The organism is Reichenbachiella ulvae (assembly GCF_025833875.1).
GTDB lineage: Bacteria > Bacteroidota > Bacteroidia > Cytophagales > Cyclobacteriaceae > Reichenbachiella > Reichenbachiella ulvae.
The window spans coordinates 5,057,501-5,080,083 of record NZ_JAOYOD010000001.1 but is presented as its reverse complement, the minus strand read 5'-3'; the positions used below and the strand labels follow the sequence as shown (position 1 = coordinate 5,080,083).

The window sequence follows — 22,583 nt, the reverse complement described above, 5'->3', positions numbered from 1 at the left end:
ATGACCCGAGAGCAGTTCTAACGGTATGCATCTCAGGTTCTGTTATTGCAAAGTAACACCACCCATTTGACTTTTCAAAATTATTGTAGTCACCCATTATACAAACATCTTTTGTAACAAGCCTTTTTTGAAGTGCTCGGTCTGGGTGATCTGATCTGTTACATGACTAATTGCGTCATCTATGGCAGAGAGGAAAGAGGCGATTTTTTGTTGTTCTGCCTGACATGGAATAAGAACAGTCAATTTTTCAATAGTGGCTTTTGATAAACTAGGCACTCCTGATGCCTCATTATGCTTTTTCCAATTTATCATCTGGAATAGCAAATACACAAAATAAGGTATTACCTGATTGAAAGAATGAGTATAAAATAGGGTATCAACAGTCCAAAATTTCCCACTAATGAACATAGGGTGATCTATGGTTCCTTTTCGGCCAATACATACACTTTCACCTTCATAGAGGAAGTCATTTACATAAATCATTACACCACCAGTTCCCAAAACTGGTATTTCGCCTTCATTTAAATGTTTATAATCCTTACCACTTCCAACTTTTAATATTTCCCCCAACCTCTTCTCCTCCCAGTCGGGGTAGTTGTTTTCTTTTTTACCCTCGCTAGCAGGATGATCAGGTTTGAATCTGAGCTCTTGTGAAAAGAGCTGCTGCATGATGCCCTTTTTGTATTGCTGGAGCTGGGCTTTTTTGTCTCGCAGCAGGCGGATGCGCTCGTCTATGGAGGTAAGGAAGGAGGCTATTTTTTGTTGTTCGGGGAGTTTAGGTATACAAAAGTTAAAATTTCTTAGCTTGGTAAGAGTGATTCTAGTTATTGCCTGTCCTGCAATTGACCTTAAAATTTCTTTTTGACCTTCAGGAGATAAAAGCAATTGATAAATGAAGAAGTTGGTAGAAACTTTGTCATTGGCTCTAATAAATGCCACACTAGACAATAAACTAAATTCCTCCTTCAAATAATTAATACATAAATTTCCGGTGCCAGCACCATCCTTAGTCAGCAATACGTCAGAATACTTGACATTACATCGTGAATAAATTTTTTCATGAGCCTCCTGACTAATGTAATCTAACTCACTTAAGTCAAGAATCCCGTTTCTAATATTCTTGGAGGTTATATATTTTCGAGTCCCATTTGGAATTAGTTCAGGAGAAAAATGGGTTCCATCCTGAATTTTTTCTGTAAAACTATCAAGCTGTTTGTATTGCCAATCTCCTTCGAATTCGACAAACCTTAATTCTGGAATCACTAATTTTTCACTCATCATTAAAAAGGCGTTTCGATTCCTAGCTCCTTGCAGTATTGAGCGATGGTTTGGTTGGTTTCTTGAAGCTTGTCGTCTATCGTCTTTAGATTTTCAGCTACTGCTTTGATGTCCACTGGTTCCTCTTCCTCGAAGGTATCGACATAGCGAGGGATATTCAAGTTGTAGTCATTTTCTGCTACTTCCTCCAGCTTGGCTATGTAGCTGTATTTGTCCAGACCTTCACGCTTGCGGTAGGTCTCTACTATGAGTTCCACATCTTCTTCTCGGAGTGCATTTTGATTTCCTTCTTTCTTGAAATGTTCGTTTCCGCTGGCATCTATGAATACTATGTTATCATCTGCCTTGCGACACTTCTTAAGGACCAGGATGCAAGTAGGGATTGAGGTGCCATAGAAGATATTCGCAGGGAGCCCGATGACCGCATCCAGCCAGTTCTTTTCTTTGATGATGTATTCACGAATGACTCCCTCGGCCGCTCCTCTGAAAAGTACACCATGAGGAAAGACACTGGCCATGATGCCATTGTCTGACAGGTGATGGAGCATGTGCGTCAGGAAGGCATAATCTGCTTTGGTGTTAGGTGCTAGTCTCCCATACTGACTGAAGCGCTCGTCGCTATCGTTGAGCGGATTTTTATTTCCCTTCCAGTGTGCAGAAAACGGGGGATTTGCCACGACAGCCTCAAAGCGTTTGTCCAGGTGTTGGGGATGCTCCAGGGTGTCTTCCTGTTGAATATCAAATCGACGATAGTGCACATCGTGCAGAATCATATTCATTCGAGCCAGGTTGTATGTGGTTCGGTTAAGTTCTTGCCCATAGAACTCGCTGACCTCTGCTTCTTTGGCTACACGAAGAAGCAATGAGCCGGATCCGCACGTGGGATCATAGGCGGATTTGAGCTTGCTCTTGTCCGTGGTTACGATCTTGGCTAGGATCTTAGACACTTGCTGAGGGGTATAAAACTCTCCAGCTTTCTTACCCGCACCTGCCGCAAAACGCGCAATCATGTATTCGTACACATCTCCCAGCACGTCTGACTCGACTTCTCCGAGTTTAAAATCGATCCCATTCAGGAAGTTGAGTATCTCTACGATTACATCATTTCTTGCGCCTACTGTTCTACCAATCTTAGTGGAAGACAAATCCAGGTCTTCGAAGAGTCCAGTGAACTCCTCCTCGGATTCCTCCCCCATGGTGCTTTGCTCGATATGGTTAAGGATGGCCTGAAGGTCTTCCAGTATGTAATTGTCCTCATTAGACTTGTCTTGTCCTCGAGCCACTAATGCGGAGAATAGTTCAGCTGGCTGTAAATAGTAGCCTAGTTTGATGATGGATTCTTCACGAATAGCCTTCAATGTTTCCTCATCTTTGACCTTAGTGTATTCAGTTTCTTCCTCTCCCTCCAGTAATTGGTTCGCATATAGATGCTGTTTCTCAGAGAGGTATTTGTAGAAGATAAAACCGAGTATATAATCCCGATAGTCATCTGCACTGATTTTGCCTCTAAGGAGATTGGCTATTCCCCAGAGTTGGGATTCGAGTTGGCGTTTTTGATCTTCAGACATTCAATGATTGATTTGTTAGAATTGACAACAAAAGCACGAGGCTCACATTAATCATAGCTCGAATATATTTCATGCGTGGTTGGATTGAAAATATATTTTTCGAGACCTACCAATTCCCTATGAGAATACCAAATATCTAATGCTATTGATTATTGTTTTTGCTACTTTTGAATTGATGAGGAGATCATCACCGCCCAGCTGCTGCGGTACTGGGATTGAAGCCCTGGTTGAGAGATTGGGGCTTTTATTAGCATTATTGTATTCAATTTATAATGCTACTGCTATCGAACTTATGGAAAAGAGTCACTGAGAAGACTAGTATGATCTTTTTAAAAATAATTTCGACACCAAAACCGACACCTAAAAAACAAAAAACCCTTGATAATCAGATGATTACAAGGGTTTAGTGTGCCAGAGGCGGGACTTGAACCCGCACGGCCCGAAAGCCATCAGATTTTAAGTCTGACGTGTCTACCAATTCCACCACTCCGGCGATAGCCTTTATTTGAAGATGAATGTGTTTTTGATTAACTCCAGAATGACCCAGACACAAAAAAAGTGTATGCGCGATGCTATTGCACCTTCTCACTCACATACACTCTCACACTCAATTGAGCGAAAGACGGGGTTCGAACCCGCGACCTCCACCTTGGCAAGGTGGCGCTCTACCAACTGAGCTACTTTCGCTTGTCCTCAGTCCGTATGACTGAATTGGACTGCAAAGATAGATACCGGTTTCAATTTTTCAACACTTTGCAAATAAATATTTTTAAGAATTTTCTAATCGATTGAAAATCTGAAATTTCCGTCCAAAATTATTTTTTCTCAATCCCCAATCGTCGAAAAACATGCGTTCTAGTGAGCAGCTTATCAACAAGAAAAAGAGCCAATAGCCCCTCTACTGCAAGTAGAAACTCCATAGAGATTCCGTCCAATATCGCAAATGGTTCTTCAGGCCACCAGGTTTTGTATTCGGGCAAATAATCCATTTCGAAACTCAACTCGATACCCAATGCGAAAAAAACGCATATGCTCATACCCAAGAGCAAGAATCCCAAAACCCAATAAATCAATCGCTGATTGGCCTGCCGCTTTTTTAATAATGCCGCATTGGAAACAATGCGCATAGTAAAATCCTGGTTTGCTTCCTCCATCGGAAGTTCCTCCATGAACTGATCCAACCATTCGATATCCTTGTCGCTATGATTCATTCCCTGATTATTCATTTCATTCCTCATTAATGTATTACCGATTCTAATTCACGAGATTTTTGAAGAATCTGTCCTAACCGCTTCCTGGCTCGAAACAATTTCACCTTCAAATTATTTTTATCAAATCCACTGATCTCTGACAATTCTTCCATATCCAGCTCTTCCAGATAGTAAAGAGAGATCAACATGCGATCATCTTCGCTCAATTGGCGCATGGCATCCTGTATCAATTGTGAGCGATCTCTGGCATCAAACTTCTCCTGACTACTATTGTCTGCTCCTGCATAGTTCGACTGATCGATATCTATGGTACTCAACTTCTTTTTCCTGACTCTTGAGATGGCCATATTCACCACTATGCGATAAAACCATGTAGTAAATTTAGCATCCTGCTTGAACTGATGCAAAGAAGAATAAGCCTTAATAAAAGCATCATGAGCAACTTCCTCAGCCTCCTCTCTCACCAAAGTGATGCGAGTTGCAATGGTCAGTGCATAGTTTTTGTGTCGATTTACCAATAGGGTAAAACTAGCCGTATCTCCTTTCTTTATTTTTTCGATCAGTTCGCGATCAGTTATTGGGTCACTCACGATTCTTGGACGCCTGCTACTTTCTTCAAGTTACACACAAAAAAATATTTTATTAGTTGTAACCAGCAGACACTCCCCCCTGTCATATGGGTAAATCAAAAATTCAAAACAATGAACAACGCTGCAGAAATTATCATCCCAGTAGTCTTATTTGTCTCAGTAGCCGTCGTACTGATCGTCATTCGCAAATTCATGAACGACGAAAGACTGGCCCTCATAGAGAAAGGAAGTGACGCAAACATTTTCAGTAGAAAAGGAGTCACCTTTCCGGCCATCAAAATCGGCCTACTACTCATAGGTGCAGGTATCGGGATTCTAGTGGGCAATATGATCAGTGCTGCCGGACTCGTCAGTGATGAAGTAGGAGTATTTTCTTGCCTGATGATATTCGGAGGGTTAGGACTTTTCCTCTCTCACTTTGTAGAACAAAAACTCAAAAACAAAGCAGAATAAAAACAACTAGAGGCACATTCGACTGATTAAGTCTTTCGAGTGTGCCTCTATCCTACTTTTAGGATTTAAAAACATTCGCGCCCGAATCTTGACTGCTATCATAGACTCGTATGGCGATCACCTCAGCCTCAGCAGTTTTCTCTCCCAGCGAGTAAAAACCACAGTGCATGACAGTTTTCTTCCCTTTTACTTCAGTCACTTTGGCTCTTAGCTCTACCGGATCATTGTTAGAGGTGGGTTTCAAGTATTTCACATTGAGTGTGCCGGTGGCATATCGATACTCAGGCATAGTATTGAGCGCTCGGCCTTCCAACTTGTATGCATGAGCCATGGCCGTGCACATGCAGTGACAATCGATCAAAGTAGCCATTACCCCGCCGTTCATCAGGTTAGACCAGCCGTGGTATTTTTCTTCGGACTCCCATACACAGACAGACTCCTCTCCATCCCATTCACTTTTGATGTGCAAGCCCTGATCATTGTGGATACCACAGCCGAAACACACATTCTCATTCATGTAGTCCTGAAAGTACTTTTTATCATTTTGTTCATTCATATTCATGTCGGGTTAACAGTTTTTGCTAATTTAACCGAATTATGCAAGTGAGTACTAGTGATTAAATCTTATCATTGGCTGCTTCATTTTCTAATCTGACAACAACATCCCGCCTGATAGCAAGAAGATAATCGTGAAGAAAGACATCAAGATGCAATTCAAAAAATACTACATCCTTAGCTGTTTGTTAATGCTAACCATTTTTGCCTCGGCTCAAGAAGAGGTGATCGATGAGGAAGACTACAATGCCAGTATGCAATACGCCAATAATGGATGGGATCTGATAGGTCGCGAACAGTTTCGGGAGGCAGTTAGTGCATTTAATCAATCCATAAACCTGTATGATGGCAATGCCGATGCTTTTGTAGGACGAGCCAATGCTTTGCTTAGGATAGAAAAATTCGAAGAAGCGCAAAAAGACATCGAAAAGGCGCTGGCTTTATCACCAGGACAGGCCGATATGTTTTATCTGGCAGGCAACATTTATTTCAAAATGGAATATTATGAACTGGCCAGTCGCAACTACTCCAAAGCAATCAGTAGCAATGACGAATCGGATGTACCAGTAGATCTACTCAATTGCTACTACAATCGCGGCAATGCATACTTTCACGCAGGTATGTATCGGTCTGCGATCAATGATTTCACCAGAGTAATCGAAGAAAAAGAAGACAACTACAATGCATACCACAACCGGGCTCTTGCGTATAAGAACAGAGAGGATTATGAAAACGCCTGTCTGGACTTTCAAAAAGCCAAAGAGCTAGGTAGCAACATGTCTGACAGATACATCGAAAGGTACTGCAAATGAGTAAAAAGAAACAAAAGCCGGAAGAGAAGCCAAAAGAACTAGAAAACAAAAGCAAAGAGCAGCAAGAAGAACTTGATCAAGACCAAAAGCCAGGACTTCCTGACATAGACCTGAAAAAGTTCATGGGATGCGGCGGTTGATCAGCCTGAGATATAGGTTCTCTTCACCCTCTGACTGATGTTGGTCAGTATCTCATAAGGGATCGTATGTATCCAGCTAGCCAGATCATGGATACTTGGGTTCTCTCCAAAAATCACAACCTCTTCGCCTGATCTCACCTCCATATCCGTCACGTCCAGCATGGTCATATCCATGCAGATATTTCCTACGGTTGGCACCAACTTACCACCAACGTTCATTTTACCCACACCATTACCAAATGCACGAAGGTAGCCATCAGCATACCCGATGGGCACAGTCGCAATCTTCATATCACGCTGTGCAAACCCCAAACGACCATAACCTACGGTCTCTCCTTTGTTGATCGCCTTCACCTGCGACACATGGGTTTTCAATGTCCCTACTGTGCTCAACTTCTTTTCTTCATCCATCACGGGATCGAAACCATAAAGGCCTATACCCAGACGAACCATATCATAGTGATAGTTAGGATAATTATCTATCCCCGCAGTATTACAGAGATGCCTAAGCGGCTTGTACCAAAGCACTTTAAAAATCTCCTCGCTCATAGATTCAAACTTTTGAGCCTGCTGTTTAGTATAATCTTCATGTCTTGGATCTTCACTTCCCGCAAGATGGCTAAATACACTTCGCACTTTCAGCTTCTTGTTCAGGGTCAGGATTTCTGTCAGGCGCTTGAGTTCATTGGCCTTGAAACCTAGCCGGTTCATTCCTGTCTCTAATTTGATATGAATGGGTGGCATATGATCTTCTGCCTCGAAAAAGTCCATGAAGTCCAACAGTTGATCCAGAGAATATATCTCCGGCTCAAGGTTATATTCTTTCAGCAATCGAAAAGAATCTGAAGAAGGGTTCATCACCATGATCGGAATGTGTATCCCACCTCTTCGCAGCTCCACCGCTTCATCTGCATAGGCTACTCCCAGATAATCCACCTTGTGAAATTGCAGCAAATTGGCGATCTCAAAATTACCCCCACCATAAGCGAATGCCTTGACCATCACCATCAATTTCACCTCTGGTCTCAGTTTTGCCCGATAATAATTCAGATTATTGGTCAGACTCTCCATGTTGATTTCCAATATGGTGCCGTGAGCCTTATACTCCAGTTTTTGAACCACTCTTTCAAACTGAAAATCTCTGGCCCCCTTGACCAACACAATTTCATCCTGAATAGAAAAATCCGAGGACAAGAAATCATCGGTACTATCATAAAACTCCGCCTTGGTGTGAAACAACCCTCGAGCTTTGGATATTTCCATACCCACTCCGATGAAGCGAGAAATTTGTTGATTCCGCATCAAATCATCGATTCGCGCATAGAGCGCCTCCCCACTCAAACCTGTCTGATAGAGATCTGAGAGTATCACGGTCTTTTTCTTTTTTTGATTCTGTCGATGCAAAAAATCCAGTGCCACTTCCAAACCGTGTAGGTCGTTGTTGTAAGTATCGTCGATCACATAGGAGCGATTCACCGCCTGCTTCATTTCCAAACGCATCTTCACCGAATTCAGCGTGTCTACTCTCGACTGAATCACATCCATCCCAAACCCCAAAACATACAGCATTACCACACAATGAATGGCATTTTCAACTGATGCTGGATCACTAAACTTCAACTTCAGTACAAGTTCAGTTTCACCCACCAACACCTTGAATTGATGACCTTCAAGTTTCTCAAAGGACCAGGCAATCAATTCAGTCTCCTCCGAAACGGTGGCCTCCAAAGCACGACGGATTTCTGGATACTCAGAACTAAAAATCACCTTTTGACATGAGGCAAATAATTTAGCTTTTTCGTCGGCCTTTTGCTGTAGGGATTCAAATCCCGCATTGTGTGCCTCACCGATATTGGTAAAAATCCCAAGTGTAGGCTGAATGATCCGTTCGAGACGTTCCATCTCGGATCGCTCTGAGATTCCTGCTTCGAATATTCCCAGATTGTGTTGAGCGGTCATCTGCCAAACGGATAGCGGCACTCCCAATTGCGAATTATAACTCTTCGGACTTTTTACAATGCTGTATTTATAATCCAGCAATTGCGTCAACCATTCCTTAACGATGGTCTTACCATTACTCCCAGTCACACCTATTACCGGATAATCAAACTGTAATCTGTGCGCACGTGCAATCATCTGCAGTGCCAGTAAAGACTGACGAACCTCCAGTACATTGGCATCATCTGGCAGACTAACTTCTCGCTCGACCACAAAGCATCTGGCGCCTTTCTCATAAGCCTCCGTCACAAATTCGTGCCCATCATGATTGATTCCCTCTATCGCAAAAAACAACAAACCTGCTCGGATTGAAATGTTTCTGGTGTCTGTTACCAGTTCCTTAATTTCGGCTTCATTGGCCTGTTGTTGGATTTTTCCTTTGCAAAGTTTTTCCAGTTCGCTAAACTTCATTTCGATGGATAGAGTATAAGTAAAAATGATCTTGAATTCTCGTCCCAATTTAATGCGAAAACTTTAAATCCAAATTTGTCATTGGAACTTTGTAATGAGAGGATAAGTCACGAAAAATCAGGGGGTTTTGCGAGTGAGACGTAGCATCGCTACGGTGAATGAACAAAATTTAGCGAGGCGAATGAATTGAAGTGAGTTATTCTCGTAATAGATTTTCTAATGACAATTTTGGGTTAAATCCAACACTTCCACTTTTTAGCAGTTTTTGCTTTTGGATTTCGCATTTTGGGTTAAATTGCAAGATTGATCCGTATAGGATTTTGTAAAAAATTAATTGCGATTGCCGGTAGATGAAAGTCTCTCCAAACAAACCATTTCAACTAATATATACCCTCTTTGAGCACCAGTATCTGGGGTATCTTTTCGAATCTTTTGTGATACAAAAAGATGACGAGGGTCGTCTTACCTTTTCGCATCAGAACATCTCTGCGCAAAACGCTTCTGAATTTGATTCAGGACTGGATGAGGCCGACTATGAATTGATCAAAGTAATGGACTCTATGCAGCCCGATATTGTGATCAAAAGCTTTGAGAAGAAGCGCATCAAACCGGAAGATTTCTTCCTAAAGGTTTTCGATCCAAAAGTAGGTGACCCTGTAAAGCAGGAGCAAATCATCGCACATGTAGAACGTAGACGTGCGAAAATTATGCCTCTGCTGAAAGGCAAGCGACTCTTCGAAATGGGCAATGATGGTGAACCAGCCTGGAAAGAAATAGAGGTGCTGGAGGAAGAGGCAACCGTACTGTTTCATTTTAGAAGAAATGAAGACAATACGCACTACTTCCCGACAATCAAGCACAAAGGAGAAAAGATAGATTTTCAATACAAAGGGGCTTACATTCTCTGTAATGATCCTGCTTTCATCGTGATTGAAAATAAGCTATACAGTTTCCAGAAAAACGTAGATGCTAACAAAATCAAACCTTTCCTCAACAAGAAATTCATTGCCGTACCTCGTAAAATCGAGGATAACTACTACCGCAAATTTGTAGCACCCCTAGTAGCTTCTTTTGATGTCTATGCCAAAGGCTTTGATATCAAAACAGAAAAATACGATCTGGAACCCACTTTGTACTTCTCCGAACTGGCCAGCACCAATGGTCAATCGATGGATCTTTTTGGGCAGAATGGAAATAATGACACGGCAACTTTAAAGGAAAGTAAAATTCTATTTGAGCTAAAATTCCAATACGGTCAGCATAGATACAAAGCGGATCATTTCAATGAAGTGAATGTGCACGTGGAAGAGGAAAACGATGAGTACACCTTCCACAGGATTTGCCGGGATATCGAAAAGGAAAAGAAATATGTGCAGTTCCTTCATGACTCTGGATTAGCCCTGCGTTCTTCGCAAGCTACCGTTCCGTTAGGGGAAGCCTTCACCTGGATAGAGGACACGCGCAAGTACCTCAAGGATGCAGGAATCAGTCTAATCCAAAATGGAAAGAGCGAGAAAAAATATTTCATCGGAAAATCGGAGATGACCCTGGAAATCCGCGAAAACATCGACTGGTTCGACATACACGCGGTGGTCAAATTCGGCGATTATGAGATCCCATTCAAAGTCATCCGAAATTACATCCTGAAAAACACCAAAGAAATTGAATTGCCTAATGGCGAGATAGCTGTTATTCCAGAAGCCTGGTTCGAGCAATATGCGGACCTGATGGCTTTTAGTGATGAAGGCAATACGGAAGAGCTACAACTGCAAAAACATCATGTCTCTTTGGTCAAAGAACTGACTGAGTCTAATCTGGCTCAGATGAACCTAAAAGGCAAACTTCAGAAATTGCAGGATTTTGACAAGATCGAGGACTTTGAAATGCCAGCAGGCTTTAAAGGTGATCTTCGTCCATATCAGAAGGCTGGATACAATTGGATGCGTTTCCTTCGTACGTACAATCTGGGTGGCTGCCTCGCAGATGACATGGGTCTGGGTAAGACTGTTCAAACACTCGCCCTGTTGCAATCCGTTCATCAGGACAAAGATGCGGGCTGCAGTCTACTAGTGATGCCGACTTCCCTGATCTACAACTGGGAAAAGGAAGCAGAAAAGTTTACTCCGAAACTAAAAATACTCAACTATACAGGAGTAAAACGAAATAAGGATGTGAAGCGCTTTGCCAAATATGACCTGGTACTAACCTCCTACGGAATTGTACGACAGGACATTGACTTGCTGGCTGCTTACCATTTCAACTACATCATACTGGACGAATCTCAGGTAATCAAAAACCCCGATTCTATTATTTCTAAGTGTGTGAGAGACCTACACTCTTCTAGTAAATTGATCTTGACAGGTACACCGATAGAGAATACCACGATGGACCTTTGGTCTCCAAATGACCTTTGTCAACCCTGGACTATTAGGAGCAAAATCTTTCTTTAAGAAGCAATACCAGATGCCAATCGAAAAGAAGAAAGACGAGAACCAAACCCAGAAACTGTATACGATTATCAAGCCTTTCCTTCTGCGCAGGAACAAATCTCAAGTAGCAACTGACCTACCAGAAAAGATCGAGAATGTGCGCTACAGCACCATGAGCCCTGAGCAGGAAGAAGCCTACGAAAAAGTGAAGTCGGCCTACCGAGACAAGATCATGAAGGAGATCGAAACCGGAGGTATGGGCAAATCTCAGTTCATGATTTTGCAAGGGCTAACCAAGCTGCGACAGATCGCCAACCACCCTTTACTGGCCGATGAAAGCTACGAAGGCGAGTCTGGCAAGTTAGAAGACATTAGCTTCATGCTAGAGAATGCCATCAAGAAGAATCAAAAAATCCTGGTATTCTCTCAATTCGTGAAGCATTTGAAAATAGTATCCAAGTATCTGGATGGTCAAAAAATCAAATATGCTTATCTGGATGGCACGACAAAGGATCGCCAGCAGCAAGTTGAAAAATTCCAAAACGATCCAGAGATTCAAGTCTTCTTGATCTCACTGAAAGCGGGTGGATTGGGTCTCAACCTAACTCAGGCAGAATATGTATTCTTGCTGGATCCATGGTGGAACCCAGCTATTGAAGCTCAGGCAATTGATAGAGCACACCGTATTGGCCAAAAGAACAAAGTGTTCACCTATCGATTCATTACCAAAAACACGGTAGAAGAAAAGATCATGCAGTTGCAGCAAAGCAAGAAAAAACTGGCGTCTGAATTAATCACCACCGAGGAAAGCTTTGTAAAGAATCTCACCAAGGATGATTTGGCTGGTTTGCTAGATTAAACCTGGAATTAGTTGGAGAATGCAGCCGCGAAAATGAAAGAACTGGCGTTCTTGATTCGCTTGGAAGGATAAATTCCCTGTGCTACGATGATGTACTTATAAGCCTTTCTGTAATTCTCTGCATTGAAGGCTTTCAAACTTTGATTGTAGTAATGCAGCCCGGCCAATTCTTTCAACCCAACTCTATTTTCAATCACGGTAACTCTTCCTGTAGAAACAGTAGTGCTAAAATCACTCGCTACCCCGGCCATGGCGAGCTCTTCATTGATGCGCTTTGCATCTTCCCTAACGATGGCCACTCTCTCATTGATCTCTTTTTCATCTGCAGAAAAACCATTGAGTGGATCTGTGGTTTCCATCAAAAACTCACGGTCACCTGCCTTCACCAATAAGTAAACGTGATAATCGGTTTCTACCACATCGTAGGCATAGCCCAAGTCGTCTAAAAACAAGGCATAAAGAGCAGAGGCGGTCACACAATCATACTTACCCTCCGGTTTCAATATTTCGCTAAACAAGACCTGTTGCTCGTATTGCTTCAAGAACTTACGATGCACCTTGTAGTACATATAGGCAAGGAAACCTTCATCACTGCGAAACGCCTCTTTTTTGACTTGCAATTTTTGAAGCATTTCGTCATATCTCAACTCAAAAGCCAACAGCTCTTCGCTACTCACTTTTTCAAAATCGTCTCTAACAAAAAGCTCAAGCTTGGATAATTCACCTGGACCAGCAGCCATAACCAACCCCATCACCATGGTGAACAGAATTGTGAATGCGATATGTCTTTTGAGAAAAATCAATTTCTTGTCCTTGTGTGATCTAAAGATAATTAATTATTACGCTATTGTTAAGGCAATGTTAACAAATCAAAACTGGTAATTCCATAAGCATATCTCTTAAAAGGGGCTTCATTGGACTGTTTTGACAGTTTTAACATATGATTTTTATCATCCTCACTATATTGCATCCAACAGCAACCCATTAGACTATGTTAGACACCCTTGATCAACTATTTGAGCAACAAAAGGAAAAGGCGCTTCAAATGAGGTCTGCCCCGATAGCGGCAAGAAAAAAGAACTTGAAAGTACTCTTGCGCTGGCTTGACGAAAACAAACAAAGAATTCGGGACGCGGTATATCAAGACCTTCACAAACCCGAAACAGATATTGACATCTCAGAGATCTTCCCTATTAGTAATGAAATCAAGCATGCCCTAAGACACCTTAATGCATGGACAAGACCAAAGGCAGTAAGCCCTGGACTGACCTATCTGGGCACCAAAAGTCACATCCAATATGAACCAAAGGGACGCTGCCTGATCATCGCTCCCTGGAACTTCCCCTTTCAATTGCTTTGCAGTCCTCTGGTTTCCTGCTTAGCGGCTGGCAATACTGCTATACTCAAGCCTTCAGAACATACTCCTCATACAGCTGCACTGATAGAAGACATGATCAAAGAATTGTTTGATCCTTCGTTTGTAACAGTCGTTCAAGGTGGGATTCCAGAAACCCAAGCATTGCTTAAGCTACCGTTTGATCACATCTTCTTTACTGGGAGTACTCCTGTTGGGAAAATTGTCATGGAGGCAGCTGCCAAAAACCTTAGCTCTGTGACATTGGAATTGGGAGGAAAATCTCCTGTGATCATTGACCAAACTGCAAACCTGGAGGATGCAGCCAAAAAAATAGTTTGGGGCAAATTCACCAATAATGGCCAGACCTGTATTGCTCCTGATTATGTCTTTGTGGCTGAAGGAAGAGAATCAGCCTTTATAGCTACGCTCAAAAAACATATGGAACGGATGTTCGACTCAGAATCCAAAGGCTTTCAAAACTCTTCAGAATACTCTCGCATTGTACATCAAAACCACACGCAGAAACAGATAGACATGATGCAAGAAGCGCAATCCAAAGGAGCGCAGGTTGTGGCAGGCGGATCATACGATATCAAGGAAAGATTTCTAGAGCCTACTCTTATGACATCAATTCCTGAAGACTGTCAACTCTGGAAAGAAGAGATATTCGGACCTATCATCCCTATCAAAACTTATTCTGATATTTCAGAGGTCATTGATCACATCAATGAGAATGATAAACCTCTGTCCCTCTATCTATTCTCAAAAGACAAAAAACTGCAAAAAAAGATCACGAAAGAAACCTCTGCAGGCACGATGGTCATCAACGATGTGGTACTCCAATATGCGCATCCTAATTTACCCTTCGGAGGAGTCAATCATAGCGGTATCGGAAAATCTCATGGCTATTATGGCTTCATGGAATTCACCAATCAAAAATCGGTGCTGAGACAAAGGGTTGGACTAACCAACGCCTCGCTTTTTTACCCACCATTCACTTCGTTCAAAAAGAAGCTAGTGAACTGGTTAATTAAGTATTTGTGATCATTTAGAACGATCGTAGATGAGCTTTCCTCTTTCGTCCCACTCCCTGATGATGTAAGGTTTGAATTCTTCATCGAAAGGATCTTTGGAGTACATGATCTCTCTTTTTCTTCTGTTGCGGATATCGTAATATTCGCGCCAGATGCCTACACGATGATCAAACTGAAATTCGCCATAAGCCGCAAGGTTTCCACTCGGATGAAAAGCATAGTAATTCCCCTCCCTTTCTCCATAGTGGATCGGAATTATCTCCATCAATTGACGTTCTTCGCGGTTGTGATAGGCAACCTTAGACTCCTTCGGCCACCCCTTGTAATATTTCTCCTTGCTTTGAAGAATATCATGACGATTCCAGGTAGTCCATCGACCATGTTTTACTCCCATATAGAAGATCCCCTCTTCGATCACCTGATCTCCAAGCAACTTTTTGTACGGGCCGTGTAGGATACCTGCATTCTCCTTATCGATTTTCCTTGACTTGACTATTGAGCGTCGACTGAAATCGTACCAGTATACATCCCGAACGTAGGGCACTGGCTCTTCATATTTTTTAAGATAAGAAAACAGCTCTGTCACTTCTCTCTTGCCAAATCCCGTCCGAGTAAAACCTCTTCTGGTCTTTTTCCCATAGTAAACATTGCGTTTGGGCTTTTTCTTCTTGAGCTCAATCTGTCTTTCTTCCTCTTCGGCATCCATATCTACAGTGAGAGGCACTTCGTATTGTGTCTCGAGCAAGTCCTCATCACTCACATATTCTTGTGCTCTGGCTGAAAATACCGCGCTCAATGACAGCAGTATTCCTACTCCGATAGCCTTCATATTGATCTCCTTTTTTCGCACAATGCTATATTAATAAAAAAAGCTCTGAGCGAACCCAGAGCTTTTATATTTTCCACTATTTCTGTCCTTATTCAGCAGAAATCTCGATCGAACGATTGATAAACTGCGTCAATGCCTGACCTTCTAGCAAGCCTTGAGAAAGAAGGGCCAAATCATAGGCTTGTCTGGCAAGCTTCTCTTTGTTTTCTTCCTTCTTCGCTTTCAATACTTTTGATACCAATGGGTGATTGGCATTGATCGATACGTTGTATTGATCAGGCATATCGCCCATCATCATCATACCGCCACCACCTTGACGCTGCATATCCTTCATTCTTCTCATGAACTCCGGCATGGTCACGATCACAGGCATTTCATCGGATGCCAGGGATTCAACCGACACAGTCGAGTTCGCATCACTGATAGCTTTCTCGAATATCTCCTTAGCCTTCTCCTTATCACCATCTGACAGTACCGATTCTATCTTCTCATCTTTATTGATCAGCTTATCTACTGTCTCTGCATCTACACGCTTCAACTGAGTTTTTTCCAACTTATGCTCTAGCGTACCTATGAAGTGTGCGTCCAATGGACCATCTAATTTTAAGACATCATAAGACTTCTTCTTGATCGATTCGATAAAGGCATGCTGCTGAGCTGGGTTGGTTGAGTAGAGGTAAACCAGATTGTCATCCTTATCCTTCTGCAGCGCTTCCGTTTTGGTTTTATACTCTTCAAAATTGAAGAACTCCCCGTCCACGTTTTCTAGCAATGCAAAATCCTTTGCCTTGTCATAAAACTTCTCATCACTCAACATTCCGTACTTCACAAACAATCCGATATCAGACCATTTCTGCTCGTACTCTTTTCTATCCTTCTTGTAAAGCTCGTTCAGCTTATCAGCCACTTTCTTAGTGATGTAAGTGTTGATTTTCTTCACATTGCTATCCGCCTGCAAGAAACTACGAGATACGTTCAATGGAATATCCGGAGAATCGATCACACCATGTAGCAACATCAAGAATTCAGGGACCACATCCTTCACTTCATCAGTAATGAATACCTGACGAGAGTAGAGCTGAATCTTATTTCTCTGAAGCTCGATATCATTCTTCACTTTCGGGAAGTAAAGGATACCGGTCAGGTTGAATGGATAATCTACATTGAGGTGAATCCAGAACAATGGCTCCTCAGACATCGGATATAGCTCACGATAGAAAGCCAGGTAATCCTCATCAGTTAGATCAGATGGAGACTTTGTCCATAGCGGTGATGGATTGTTGACGATATTGTCTTTTTTGACTGTCTTGTATTGCGGCTTGCCATCTTTGTCCTCACCATCTTTTTCGCTCACTTCTTTCTCGCCAAATCTCACTTCGATCGGCAAGAACTTACAGTATTTATCCAGGATACCCTGAAGCCTTCCTTGATTCAAGAACTCCAATGATTCCTCATTGACATGCAAGATGATATCTGTACCGCGTTCTTTTCTGTCTCCCTCGCTGATTTCAAACTCTGTAGAGCCATCACAGATCCAACGTGCAGGTTCAGCACCTTCAGCGTGAGACAAAGAGTTGATTTCCACTTTGTCTGCAACCATAAAGGCAGAATAGAATCCAAGACCAAAGTGACCAATGATCTGCTGCTCATCTCCCTTGTCCTTGTATTTTTCTACAAATTCTGTAGCACCACTAAATGCAATTTGATTGATGTATTTTTTGATCTCCTCTGCAGTCATACCAATACCTCGGTCGCTAACAGTGATGGTTTTCGCTTTCTCATCAAAGCTCACATCTACTTTCAAGTCTCCCAGCTCACCAGTATATTCTCCCAGACCTGATAGTTGCTTCAATTTTTGCGTCGCATCGACAGCATTCGAAACCAACTCTCTTAAAAAGATTTCATGATCGGAGTATAAAAACTTCTTGATAATCGGGAAGATATTCTCGGTGTGAATCGAAATATTACCTTTCTCTTGCATGATGTATTTATGTTTTGCTATTTGATTAAATTTTAAAATCTACCCGGCCTGTGGCAAATCCCATTCCAATTCAAAAAACATGTCTGTTCGACCAGATGTGACTGTCAATCCGTGACAGGATGACAGATGTGTGCAGAAGGTGTGGCAGGGATTGCTTTTTTGATGGTAAAAATTTGGTTCAATCAAAGGGCTAGCAGCCGGGTGGCTGATAAATGCGTGTAATTTTCCACTCACCCTTTATCCTTTCAACAGTAATACATCGATCCCATACCTCACCAGCAAAGTCCTCAATCACATAGCCGACTTGATCATTGTCCAACTCTATTTCGTACCACCACTTTCCATCGATATAGGTATCAACTTTAAGAGGTGTAGAGCCAGTAAGACTGTGTTTTTTAAAGACCTCATAAGAAGCCTTTCGTAAAATCCGAGACCCTATATCAGGTTTCTCACGAATATTAACATTGAAACCTAATATCAAAATTTGATCACTTAGTGTTTCATCGTTCCCAGGGTCATTCTTCAAGTGGGTAATGTAGGATGGAGCTTCGAAATAATACCCTACTTCATTCTTATTGATAGAAAAGCCAAACTTCAGTGCCCCATAGATTTCATCCCAATAATAATCACTACTCTCAAATGACTCACGCAAGTAGCGCTTCACACACTCAGACTCAATACATGGAGGATCATTAGACAACCATACACTATCAGCAAACATGGAAAAAAGCAACTCAGAATCCTGATTTAAGACTGCCTCAGTTAGCTTAATCTTCAATCTTAAAAAAGTCTTATCCGAAAATGACTCATCTCGCACCAAGACCTGTGAATGAGCTGCTCGAAAGTTTATCAGCAGTATTAAACTAAATAAAACGTTCTTTGCAGTCATTACCTACTTCTTCTTTTTCTTCTTCTTTTTAGGCGCTTTCTCTTCACGATCTAGCAAACCTTTCCAATCCTCGTCATGATTAGCGCTGAGGTCAATCGTATCCTCATATTCATGGAAATCTATATCCAAAACTTTGATAGGCTTAGAGACAAATTGCTCGATCTCTTCCAGCAACTCCTTCTCCGAACTACTACAGAATGAAACCGCTTTGCCTTTATGCTTACCACGACCTGTACGTCCCACTCGGTGAACATAAAACTCAGGATCATCCGGCAAATCATAATTCACCACATAGTCCACGTTAGGTATGTCGATACCTCTGGCAGTAACATCGGTAGCTATCAACAGATGACTCTTTCCAGAGCGGAATTTAGACATCACATCGTTCCTTTCCGACTGCTCCTTATCACTATGAATAGTTAGAGCTTCTATTTGCACACGCTCCATCGCAGCTTTAACCCTTTCAGCTCTCACCTTAGTTCGCACAAAAACGAGTATTTTGATTTCAGGATTTTCCTTGACCAGTCTCTCCAGAAAAAATCGCTTGTCATCCATCTCGACATGAGCCACAGAATGATCTACATTTTTAGAGACAGGATCTTTTGGAGATACTTGGATGCGAATAGGTTTATTGACCAGAGAGTAAGCCAGTTTCTTGATCTTTTCATCGATCGTCGCTGAAAAGAAAAGCGTCTGTCGGTATTTAGGAAGTTTTTTGATTAGGTCCTGAATATCCTTGATAAAACCCAAAGCCAGCATATGATCTGCCTCGTCCAGCACCAATTGATCCACTCGATCAAATCGGATAAAACCTTGGCTATACAAATCAAACATTCTACCAGGAGTAGACACCAACACATCGACCTGCTTGGATAACTTCTCAATTTGGGCATCCTGTTCTACGCCACCATATAAACCAAATACCTTTACTTTGGTTCCTTTGGCCATATTCTGAAAAGCTTCTGAAATTTGAATGGCCAATTCGCGTGTAGGCACCATCACCACGCATCGAATTCCATCTTCTCGCTTTTTCAGCTTTCCTTTATGGATTTTTTCAATGATAGGAATAGCAAAGGCAGCTGTTTTGCCAGTACCTGTCTGGGCAATAGCCAAAACATCTTCTCCCTTGAGGATGGCCGGAATAGATTTGTATTGAATATCTGTGGGGCGTTTTAGCCCCATCTTAGCCAGGTTCTCTTTTATTTCTTCCGATATTCTATAATCCTCAAATTTCATTTCAGTAGTAAATCTTGAAATGCAAATCTAAGGATAATAAACCCGTTATTATTCAATCAATCTTAGTGATTCAATCGGTTTTCATGGATGGTATTCAAAGCAGTCTGCAACTCCCTCTTTAGCTTCACTTGTGTCTCGCGAGCACGATCCTTATGATCCTTCAACTCTTGATCAAGGCTAGCCAATGCGCTCCTCGATTCCGCAGTGACTTTGTTGCTTCTCATATACATCAGGTAGATCACTATCACTGCTACGATCAATCCAGCTATTATCACCCAAACCATAATATTATAGGCTGATTTGCTCATTGGAATTCCAATAAAACTGATAGTATCGTTTAGTTTTTCGCTTTCCGCCAACATCTGTTCCGTTTCAGAAAGCTTGCTTTGTAGAGATGATATTTTATTATCCAGAGTGGCTATCTGAGATTTGAGAGAAGCAATCTCTTCCCTTTTAATTTTAACAGTATCGCTAGCTATTTTCCAGAATTCTTGAAGTCTAGGAACTTTCACCAATTTAAATTCCTGCCAACTCGAAGTTTCATTCTTATAAAATTCCTGAAACTGCTCATCTATCGTCTGTTGAGCAATTGAAAATTGACTTGAAAAAACCAACAACATTCCTATAACTGCAATTCTTCGAATCATACCTAAATAGCTAATTTTATTAATTGATGCTCCAAAATTAATGCAATAAATTCTATCTCAATTACCATTCAGAGATTTAAAAGGACTTAATAATCCGAATCCGACTTTGTTTATCTGATCTAAACAAAACCTTAACATAATTTAACAGTTTATACAACTACACCAAATAAAGAAACCTTGGATCCAATTAGCGTTGTATGGTTGAGACGAGATCTACGTCTCTTTGATAATAAAGCAATACTTAAAGCGAAAGAGTTTAACCTCCCCATCATCCTTCTATTCATTTTTGATGATGACATCATCAACGAATTGAAAAAAGATGATCCAAGAATCACTTTTATCTACCAGCAACTCAAAAAAATAAATGATCAACTTAATAAAAACGGCTCCTCTATTTTAATAAAAAAAGGTAAGCCTCTTGAGGTATGGAATGAACTCAAAAAATCATTCAACATCATAAATATCACTTGTGCCAGAGACTATGAACCATACGCACAATCAAGAGATAAAGCCATCTTTGAATGGGCCAAACAACATGGTATTAACTTTATAGGAGTTAAAGATCAAGTAATTTTTGAGAAGAACGAAGTCTTGAAGAAAGATGGAAAACCATATACGGTTTATACACCTTACAAGAACAAATGGTTAGAACAATTCCAACAAACCAAAATTGAGGTAATTGAAAACATCAATTATGAGCTGATATCAAAATCACAATTCGACTTTCCTACACTAGAAATACTACAGCTTCAAAAAAGCAAAATTAATGTCCTGGACTATGATATAAGTGTCATGGAAGATTATGGAGAATTTAGAGACATCCCTCATAAAGACAGAACCAGTTATTTGAGTCCACATTTACGATTTGGGACAGTCAGTATACGCCAGTTGGTGTTGCTGGCAAAAAACAAGAATGAAACATTCCTAAGCGAATTGATTTGGAGGGAATTCTTCATGCAGATACTTTATCATTTTCCACATGTGATAGACAAAAGCTTCAAAGAGAAATACGATCGAATCCCCTGGATCAACAATGAAGAGGACTTTGAGAAATGGTGTGAAGGGAAAACGGGCTATCCACTTGTAGATGCTGGCATGCGCCAACTCAACCAAACGGGATATATGCATAATAGAGTGAGAATGGTCGTTGCAAGTTTTTTATGCAAGCATCTCTTAATAGACTGGAGATGGGGAGAAGCGTATTTTGCTGAAAAACTCTTAGACTATGAACTATCTTCTAACAATGGCAACTGGCAATGGGCTGCTGGATCCGGTTGCGATGCAGCTCCTTACTTTAGAGTCTTCAACCCCACTTCTCAATTAGACAAGTTCGACAAAGAACTCAAATATGTTAAAAAATGGGTGCCAGAATACGACACTCCTAAATATCCAAACCCATTAGTTGAACATCGCTTTGCAAGACAAAGAGCATTAGATACTTATAAATCAGCCTTGGGTTAACACCCCCTCAAAATCAAATATTATATATCGGAAGGGGATTATTGGCTGTCATAATGCTAGGGGATTGGACATAAAAAAACCTTGCCAGCACTGCTAACAAGGTTTATCCACCTAAGGTGGGATTTGATAAAAACTGGCAACGACCTACTCTCCCGGATTTTACTCAAGTACCATCGGCGCTGAGGGGCTTAACTTCTCTGTTCGGAATGGGAAGAGGTGGACACCCTCGCAATAGTCACCATAATATCTTATGTGTTTCATATAGAGTATTGCGTGCTCTATACTGAGACCTACTGTCTCACACTTAATATTTTAAAGTCCAATACTTAGTACTAGGTACTAAATACTCCCGCTTAGCGGGACTTGACATTGCGTCATGAAAGAAAAAACACTTGCACTGTTATAAAAAGCTTACAGGTAATTAGTACTGCTCAGCTTTGACATTACTGCCTTTACACCTGCAGCCTATCAACGTTATCGTCTATAACGACCTTTAAAAGAAATCTCATCTTGAGGAGGGTTTCGCACTTAGATGCTTTCAGCGCTTATCCTCACCGAACGTAGCTACCCGGCGGTGCAGTTGGCACCACAACCGGTACACTAGAGGTTCGTCCAACTCGGTCCTCTCGTACTAAAGTCAGAGCCTCTCAAATTTCTTACGCCCACAACAGATAGGGACCGAACTGTCTCACGACGTTCTGAACCCAGCTCGCGTGCCACTTTAATGGGCGAACAGCCCAACCCTTGGGACCTTCTCCAGCCCCAGGATGTGACGAGCCGACATCGAGGTGCCAAACCTCCCCGTCGATATGAGCTCTTGGGGGAGATCAGCCTGTTATCCCCAG

At 41.6% G+C, this 22,583-nt stretch carries 19 protein-coding genes, 2 tRNA genes and 2 rRNA genes (1 of these 23 cut by a window edge); 7 read left to right on the top strand and 16 right to left on the bottom strand.

Annotation, left to right across the window (positions count from 1 at the left end; genetic code table 11):
* Nucleotides 1–96: 96 nt before the first annotated feature.
* The 6 genes from N7U62_RS20915 to N7U62_RS20890 all read right to left on the bottom strand — a co-directional run bounded on the left by N7U62_RS20915 (nucleotide 97) and on the right by N7U62_RS20890 (nucleotide 4,647).
* Nucleotides 97–1,278, bottom strand: coding sequence for a restriction endonuclease subunit S (locus N7U62_RS20915; RefSeq protein ID WP_264140062.1), 1,182 nt, complete (start codon nucleotides 1,276–1,278; stop codon nucleotides 97–99).
* A gap of 2 nt (nucleotides 1,279–1,280) precedes the next feature.
* Nucleotides 1,281–2,846 carry a type I restriction-modification system subunit M gene (locus N7U62_RS20910; protein ID WP_264140061.1) on the bottom strand — a complete coding sequence of 522 codons (1,566 nt, stop codon included), beginning with the start codon at nucleotides 2,844–2,846 and terminating at the stop codon, nucleotides 1,281–1,283.
* A 409-nt stretch (nucleotides 2,847–3,255) separates the two neighbouring features.
* Nucleotides 3,256–3,339: transfer RNA gene (locus N7U62_RS20905), tRNA-Leu, on the bottom strand.
* Nucleotides 3,340–3,460: 121 nt separating this feature from the next.
* Nucleotides 3,461–3,533: transfer RNA gene (locus N7U62_RS20900), tRNA-Gly, on the bottom strand.
* A gap of 128 nt (nucleotides 3,534–3,661) precedes the next feature.
* A complete protein-coding gene (locus N7U62_RS20895) occupies nucleotides 3,662–4,072 on the bottom strand; it encodes a hypothetical protein (protein WP_264140060.1) in 411 nt (136 codons plus the stop codon).
* A gap of 11 nt (nucleotides 4,073–4,083) precedes the next feature.
* Complete coding sequence (locus tag N7U62_RS20890; RefSeq protein WP_264140058.1) at nucleotides 4,084–4,647, bottom strand: RNA polymerase sigma factor; 564 nt, start codon at nucleotides 4,645–4,647, stop codon at nucleotides 4,084–4,086.
* A gap of 111 nt (nucleotides 4,648–4,758) precedes the next feature.
* Here N7U62_RS20890 and N7U62_RS20885 point away from each other — a divergent pair, with 111 nt between their 5' ends.
* Nucleotides 4,759–5,100 (top strand): DUF6249 domain-containing protein, encoded by a 342-nt coding sequence (locus N7U62_RS20885; protein WP_264140057.1) that lies wholly within the window; start codon nucleotides 4,759–4,761, stop codon nucleotides 5,098–5,100.
* 58 nt (nucleotides 5,101–5,158) lie between these two features.
* Here N7U62_RS20885 and N7U62_RS20880 read toward each other — a convergent pair whose 3' ends face one another.
* Nucleotides 5,159–5,656: a PaaI family thioesterase gene (locus N7U62_RS20880; RefSeq protein WP_264140056.1), complete on the bottom strand. Its 498-nt coding sequence runs from the start codon at nucleotides 5,654–5,656 to the stop codon at nucleotides 5,159–5,161.
* Between the two features lie 133 nt (nucleotides 5,657–5,789).
* Between N7U62_RS20880 and N7U62_RS20875 the strand changes: the two genes are divergently transcribed.
* Together N7U62_RS20875 and N7U62_RS20870 are read left to right on the top strand one after the other, a co-directional pair.
* Nucleotides 5,790–6,467 (top strand): tetratricopeptide repeat protein, encoded by a 678-nt coding sequence (locus N7U62_RS20875; protein ID WP_264140055.1) that lies wholly within the window; start codon nucleotides 5,790–5,792, stop codon nucleotides 6,465–6,467.
* Nucleotides 6,464–6,607, top strand: coding sequence for a hypothetical protein (locus N7U62_RS20870; RefSeq protein ID WP_264140054.1), 144 nt, complete (start codon nucleotides 6,464–6,466; stop codon nucleotides 6,605–6,607). Before N7U62_RS20875 ends, N7U62_RS20870 begins: the two co-directional genes overlap by 4 nt.
* On the opposite strand, the gene N7U62_RS20865 is transcribed toward N7U62_RS20870, so the two are convergent.
* The gene (locus N7U62_RS20865) at nucleotides 6,608–9,064 is read right to left on the bottom strand and encodes a bifunctional UDP-N-acetylmuramoyl-tripeptide:D-alanyl-D-alanine ligase/alanine racemase (RefSeq protein WP_318840737.1); all 2,457 of its coding nucleotides are present in this window, start codon (nucleotides 9,062–9,064) and stop codon (nucleotides 6,608–6,610) included.
* A gap of 302 nt (nucleotides 9,065–9,366) precedes the next feature.
* Between N7U62_RS20865 and N7U62_RS20860 the strand changes: the two genes are divergently transcribed.
* Nucleotides 9,367–11,466, top strand: coding sequence for a DEAD/DEAH box helicase (locus N7U62_RS20860; RefSeq protein WP_318840736.1), 2,100 nt, complete (start codon nucleotides 9,367–9,369; stop codon nucleotides 11,464–11,466).
* Nucleotides 11,420–12,304, top strand: coding sequence for a DEAD/DEAH box helicase (locus N7U62_RS23120; protein WP_318840735.1), 885 nt, complete (start codon nucleotides 11,420–11,422; stop codon nucleotides 12,302–12,304). The genes N7U62_RS20860 and N7U62_RS23120 overlap by 47 nt, the downstream gene beginning before the upstream one ends.
* 8 nt (nucleotides 12,305–12,312) lie before the next feature.
* Here N7U62_RS23120 and N7U62_RS20855 read toward each other — a convergent pair whose 3' ends face one another.
* Nucleotides 12,313–13,107, bottom strand: a complete 795-nt coding sequence (locus N7U62_RS20855) for a hypothetical protein (RefSeq protein ID WP_264140053.1) — start codon at nucleotides 13,105–13,107, stop codon at nucleotides 12,313–12,315.
* A 188-nt stretch (nucleotides 13,108–13,295) separates the two neighbouring features.
* On the opposite strand from N7U62_RS20855, the gene N7U62_RS20850 reads away from it, so the two are divergent.
* Complete coding sequence (locus N7U62_RS20850; protein WP_264140052.1) at nucleotides 13,296–14,705, top strand: aldehyde dehydrogenase family protein; 1,410 nt, start codon at nucleotides 13,296–13,298, stop codon at nucleotides 14,703–14,705.
* Here N7U62_RS20850 and N7U62_RS20845 read toward each other — a convergent pair whose 3' ends face one another.
* The 5 genes from N7U62_RS20845 to N7U62_RS20825 form a co-directional block, all read right to left on the bottom strand.
* A complete protein-coding gene (locus N7U62_RS20845; RefSeq protein WP_264140050.1) occupies nucleotides 14,706–15,524 on the bottom strand; it encodes a toxin-antitoxin system YwqK family antitoxin in 819 nt (272 codons plus the stop codon).
* Between the two features lie 88 nt (nucleotides 15,525–15,612).
* Nucleotides 15,613–17,505, bottom strand: coding sequence for a molecular chaperone HtpG (htpG, locus tag N7U62_RS20840; RefSeq protein WP_264140049.1), 1,893 nt, complete (start codon nucleotides 17,503–17,505; stop codon nucleotides 15,613–15,615).
* 190 nt (nucleotides 17,506–17,695) lie between these two features.
* On the bottom strand, nucleotides 17,696–18,283 hold the full coding sequence (locus N7U62_RS20835) for an SH3 domain-containing protein (RefSeq protein ID WP_264140048.1): 588 nt from the start codon (nucleotides 18,281–18,283) through the stop codon (nucleotides 17,696–17,698).
* 114 nt (nucleotides 18,284–18,397) lie between these two features.
* Entirely contained in the window at nucleotides 18,398–19,630 is a 1,233-nt protein-coding gene (locus N7U62_RS20830) for a DEAD/DEAH box helicase (RefSeq protein WP_264140047.1), read from the bottom strand.
* Between the two features lie 62 nt (nucleotides 19,631–19,692).
* Nucleotides 19,693–20,277 (bottom strand): hypothetical protein, encoded by a 585-nt coding sequence (locus N7U62_RS20825; RefSeq protein ID WP_264140046.1) that lies wholly within the window; start codon nucleotides 20,275–20,277, stop codon nucleotides 19,693–19,695.
* 201 nt (nucleotides 20,278–20,478) lie between these two features.
* On the opposite strand from N7U62_RS20825, the gene N7U62_RS20820 reads away from it, so the two are divergent.
* On the top strand, nucleotides 20,479–21,738 hold the full coding sequence (locus N7U62_RS20820) for a cryptochrome/photolyase family protein (RefSeq protein WP_318840734.1): 1,260 nt from the start codon (nucleotides 20,479–20,481) through the stop codon (nucleotides 21,736–21,738).
* 131 nt (nucleotides 21,739–21,869) lie between these two features.
* Here N7U62_RS20820 and rrf read toward each other — a convergent pair.
* Together rrf and N7U62_RS20810 are read right to left on the bottom strand one after the other, a co-directional pair.
* Nucleotides 21,870–21,981 (bottom strand): 5S ribosomal RNA (gene rrf / locus N7U62_RS20815).
* A gap of 158 nt (nucleotides 21,982–22,139) precedes the next feature.
* Nucleotides 22,140–22,583: ribosomal RNA gene (locus N7U62_RS20810) — 23S ribosomal RNA — on the bottom strand (it continues 2,429 nt past the right edge of the window).